The following is a 4,200-nucleotide window of genomic DNA, read 5'->3' on the forward strand; positions in this document are numbered from 1 at the left end:
ATGTTGGCGCATGGGCCTAGAATGAAAGATGGTGTTTTAAAGCCCCATAACGGGACGGCTCTCCATTCTCCCTGAGAGCCAACACCACACGTCACGGAGGCTATTATGGCAGGCGAGAAGAAAAACTGGTTCCAGGTAGCTCAAGACAGAATTCAAATTGCAGGTACGAAACTCGGTCAGAATCCCGAGATCACGGAGATTCTCCGCAACCCACAGAGGACGCTCAGCGTTTCCATCCCTGTTCGCTTGGATGATGGCACGACGAAGGTTTTTCAGGGATTCCGCTGCCAGCACAACGACGCTGTTGGACCGACCAAGGGCGGCATTCGATTTCACCAGGACGAGACCCTCGAGGATGTCAAGGCTCTGGCGACCCTCATGACGCTCAAGTGCGCTGTCGTCGGTCTCCCGTATGGCGGTAGCAAGGGCGGTATCGTTGTTGATCCCAAGAAGTTGTCCATCGGCGAGCTCGAGCGGCTTTCTCGTGGATACATCCGCGCGCTGGGCACGTTTGTCGGTCCTGACCGTGATGTTCCTGCCCCAGATGTCAACACGACTCCCCAAATCATGGCATGGATGATGGACGAGTACAGTAAGCTGACTGGCCACAACACGTTTGCCCTCTTGACGGGGAAACCTCTCATCGTCGGCGGGTCTCTTGGCAGGACTGCTGCAACGGGACTGGGCGGCGTTTACTGTCTGCGGATGGCCGCAAAGAAGATGGGCATGAACCTCAAGGGCGCTACCGTGGCCGTTGAGGGTTTTGGTAACGTCGGCTTCTATGCTGCCCGGATCCTTCGTGAAGAAGATGGCGCAAAGATCGTTGCCATTACGATGGTCAACGGGGGAGTCTACGACCCCAAGGGTATCGACCCCGATGATCTGAAGGCGTATGAGAACAAGAACGGCACCGTGAAGGGGTATAAGGGGCTCGACAATGTGTCCAACGAGCAACTACGCGCGCTGGACGTCGACATCTATATACCTGCAGCTCTTCAGAACGCCATCCTCAAGGACAATGCAAAGGATGTCAAGGCGAAGATCGTCGTGGAACTTGCCAATGGTGGCGTCAACCCTGATGCAGACGAGATTCTTGAGAAGAACGGTGTTTTTGTAATCCCGGACATTCTGGGCAATGCCGGCGGTGTCACCGTCTCCTACTTTGAGTGGATTCAGAACAACTACGGTTACTACTGGTCCGAGAAAGAAGTCAATGAGAAGCTTGAACGTGTCATGACCGAGGCGTTCGAGCGTGTGCACAATATGTACACCAAGCACAAGGCAGACAAGGTCACGATGAGGATGGCCGCTGACATGGTCGCAGTCGAGCGTGTCGGTGAGGCCGTCAAGGTTCGTGGCTGGGTAGGCTGATAGATAGTATTCTCTCCGGGGGGCGTTCAGCGCGCCCTCCTTTCTTGCTGGTGCATCCAGGATATTGGAGGCGGCCTTGCCATTCAGGATTCTTGTCATCAATCCAGGCTCTACAAGCACTAAGCTGTCTGTCTTCGAGGACCGGACCGCTGGCGCCACCGAAACCATTTCCCACGACGCCCCCACGATTGCGCAATTTTCCTCGCTCATGGACCAGCTGCCAATGCGGCTGGCGATCGTCAAAGATTTCCTCACCCGCCACAATGTAGCCGTGGCCAGTCTTTCGGCTATTGCCTGCAGGGGAGGATTGCTACGACCGCTTCCCTCAGGAACGTATCGCGTCGATGAGGCGATGGTGGGTGACCTGCACGAACCCGTACTGGGCACACACGCATCCAATCTAGCTGCATGCATCGGATTCGAGCTGTCAAAGGAATCGGGTGTTCCGGCGTTCATCGTAGACCCCGTCGTTGTCGACGAACTGGACCCACTGGCGCGTCTCTCCGGCTTGAAGGGGATTGACCGCGTGAGCATCTTTCATGCTCTCAACCAGAAGGCTGTTGCCAGGCAGGCGGCGGCAGACATTGGCAAGACCTATGAAGAGGCCAATCTCATCGTGGCTCATCTCGGCGGAGGAATCTCTGTTGGGGCGCACCACTTGGGCCGGGTCATCGACGTAAACAATGCGCTCAACGGTGATGGTCCGTTCGCCCCTGAGAGAGCGGGCAGTCTGCCGGCTGTTGGGCTGGTCAAATTGTGTTTTTCAGGTGCATATTCGCAGCCAGAGGTGATGAAACTCCTTGCAGGCAAGGGAGGGTTGGTCAGCCATCTCGGAACGAACGACGCTCGCATGGTCGAGAAGATGATCGACGATGGTGACGAGCACGCTCGTCTGGTGTACACCGCAATGGCGTACACGGTCGCGAAGACCATCGGGGAAATGGCCACCGTATTGAAGGGGGACGTCGACGCGATTGTCGTGACGGGAGGTATCGCCCAGTCGGCTCTCCTGGTTGACGAGATCACAAGGCGCGTCCAGTTCATCGCACCGGTCAAGGTCTATCCAGGCGAAGACGAGATGAAAGCGCTGGCTTTGGGCGTGCTCCGCGTGCTGGATGGTTCGGTACCTGCCGGAGTGTATCCGCCGGAGCAGGCGGGTAGCGGACGGTCCTGAGCACATTGGACGTGCAGGCCGATGCGTGAACTTGCCGATTTGTTTGGTCGACCGCGGGCAGGTGAGTTGATTCTGTTTGCAGGACCCTCTGGATCTGGCAAGACCGAGGTCGCTATCAACCTTGCCCTGTCACTGATCCGCACGACGACGTTTCAGGTGGCACTATGTGACCTGGATGTCGTCAAGCCATATTTCCGTCTTCGTGACATGCTGCGGCTGCTGACCGATGACGAGACAGGCAGGTTGAACATCGTTGAACCGGAGCGTCGACTCCTTCATGCAGACATCCCGACGTTTCCTCGTAATCTGCATGCTCTTCTGTCTTCTCCAGAAACAATCAAGATCATCGATGTTGGTGGAGACGCCATCGGGGCAGGAGCTGTCGCCCAGTTTCGTGAAACGATTATTGCCAGTGACTACCGCTTGTACATCGTGGTGAACACGTTGCGACCGGGAATGGACAACGCTGATGGCATGAAGCGCATGCTGACGGCCATTCGCTCAGGCGCACGCCTTGAGGTGACTGGGCTTGTTGCCAACACGAATCTGCAGGCAGAGACAACTGCGGACGACGTACAGCGCGGCTACGATGCTGTTAAGTCTCTCGGTGATAGTGAGGGATTGCCTGTCGTCGCAGTGCTTGTGTCGCCGGAGTATGCCGATCAGGTAGTGCATCGACTCACGCCGGGCGCGGCCAGGCTGCTGTCGGTGATTCGCGTTTTCAATCGCATTCTGGATACAGTCGGGTCGCAAACGGAATTCTGAAGCAATATGGAGGTCACCCTTGGAAAGAGTCTCTATTGACGAACAGCGGTGCAAGAGTTGTGGTCTGTGCGTCAGCGTTTGTCCTGTCAAGATCCTGATCATAAGTGACCGGTTGAACGCTCGTGGTTTCAGACCTGCACAGTGCACGGATCAGGACAAGTGTACCAGTTGTGGTTCGTGTGTGCTGGTTTGCCCTGATATTGCCATCGAACTGCACAGAGAGGTGAAGGCATGAGCGACAAGGTTCTTATGAAGGGAGCGGAGGCCCTTGCGGAAGGTGCCATCCAGGCGGGATGTCGCTACTATTTTGGTTACCCTATTACACCACAGAATGAGACGCCCGAGTACATGAGCCGCCGTCTCCCAGAGGTTGGTGGCAAATTCGTGCAGGCTGAAAGCGAGGTTGCGTCTATCAACATGGTCTACGGTGCTGCCTGCGCGGGTGTCCGGGTTATGACGTCGTCCTCCAGCCCAGGCATTTCCCTGATGCAGGAAGGCATTTCCTACATCAGCGGCTCCAATGTCCCGTGTGTCGTCATGAATGCCATGCGTGGCGGGCCTGGCCTCGGCAACATTGCTCCCGCTCAGGCGGATTACTTCCAGGCGGTCAAAGGGGGCGGCAACGGGGATTACAAACGCATTGTCCTTGCTCCCTCATCGATCCAGGAAGGCGTGGATTTGTTTGTCGATGCGTTCGAACTGGCGGACAAGTACCGCATGGTGGTCATGGTTATTGTTGATGGTCTCATCGGACAGATGATGGAACCCGTCGAGTTCAAGACCAGGATCGATGTTTCGACGCTGAAGACACCGGAGTGGGCAACGGTCGGGCGACATGGACGTGACCATGCAAATATCATTACCAGTCTTACGCTGGATGCTGCCGGACT

4 protein-coding genes and 1 pseudogene are annotated in these 4,200 nt (G+C 56.3%); all 5 read left to right on the plus strand.

Annotated features, from left to right (window positions below):
• Window positions 1–105: 105 nt before the first annotated feature.
• The gene (locus SMC7_RS00860; protein WP_119088496.1) at window positions 106–1,371 is read left to right on the plus strand and encodes a Glu/Leu/Phe/Val family dehydrogenase; all 1,266 of its coding nucleotides are present in this window, start codon (window positions 106–108) and stop codon (window positions 1,369–1,371) included.
• Window positions 1,372–1,447: 76 nt separating this feature from the next.
• On the plus strand, window positions 1,448–2,545 hold the full coding sequence (gene buk, locus SMC7_RS00865) for a butyrate kinase (RefSeq protein WP_119088497.1): 1,098 nt from the start codon (window positions 1,448–1,450) through the stop codon (window positions 2,543–2,545).
• A gap of 21 nt (window positions 2,546–2,566) precedes the next feature.
• A complete protein-coding gene (locus SMC7_RS00870; protein WP_119088498.1) occupies window positions 2,567–3,310 on the plus strand; it encodes a hypothetical protein in 744 nt (247 codons plus the stop codon).
• Between the two features lie 19 nt (window positions 3,311–3,329).
• Window positions 3,330–3,545: a 4Fe-4S dicluster domain-containing protein gene (locus tag SMC7_RS07590; RefSeq protein ID WP_119088499.1), complete on the plus strand. Its 216-nt coding sequence runs from the start codon at window positions 3,330–3,332 to the stop codon at window positions 3,543–3,545.
• Window positions 3,542–4,200 (plus strand): annotated as a pseudogene (locus SMC7_RS00880) (3-methyl-2-oxobutanoate dehydrogenase subunit beta); the annotation flags it as partial. The gene SMC7_RS07590 and the pseudogene SMC7_RS00880, both read left to right, overlap by 4 nt.

This window comes from Candidatus Cryosericum terrychapinii (assembly GCF_003570925.1).
GTDB lineage: Bacteria > Caldisericota > Caldisericia > Cryosericales > Cryosericaceae > Cryosericum > Cryosericum terrychapinii.

What these genes read in the sequence shown, in the direction of transcription:
- SMC7_RS00870 (WP_119088498.1), top strand. Translation starts at nt 2,567, where the DNA reads ATGCGTGAACTTGCCGATTTGTTTGGTCGACCGCGGGCAGGTGAGTTG.
- SMC7_RS00860 (WP_119088496.1), top strand. Translation starts at nt 106, where the DNA reads ATGGCAGGCGAGAAGAAAAACTGGTTCCAGGTAGCTCAAGACAGAATT.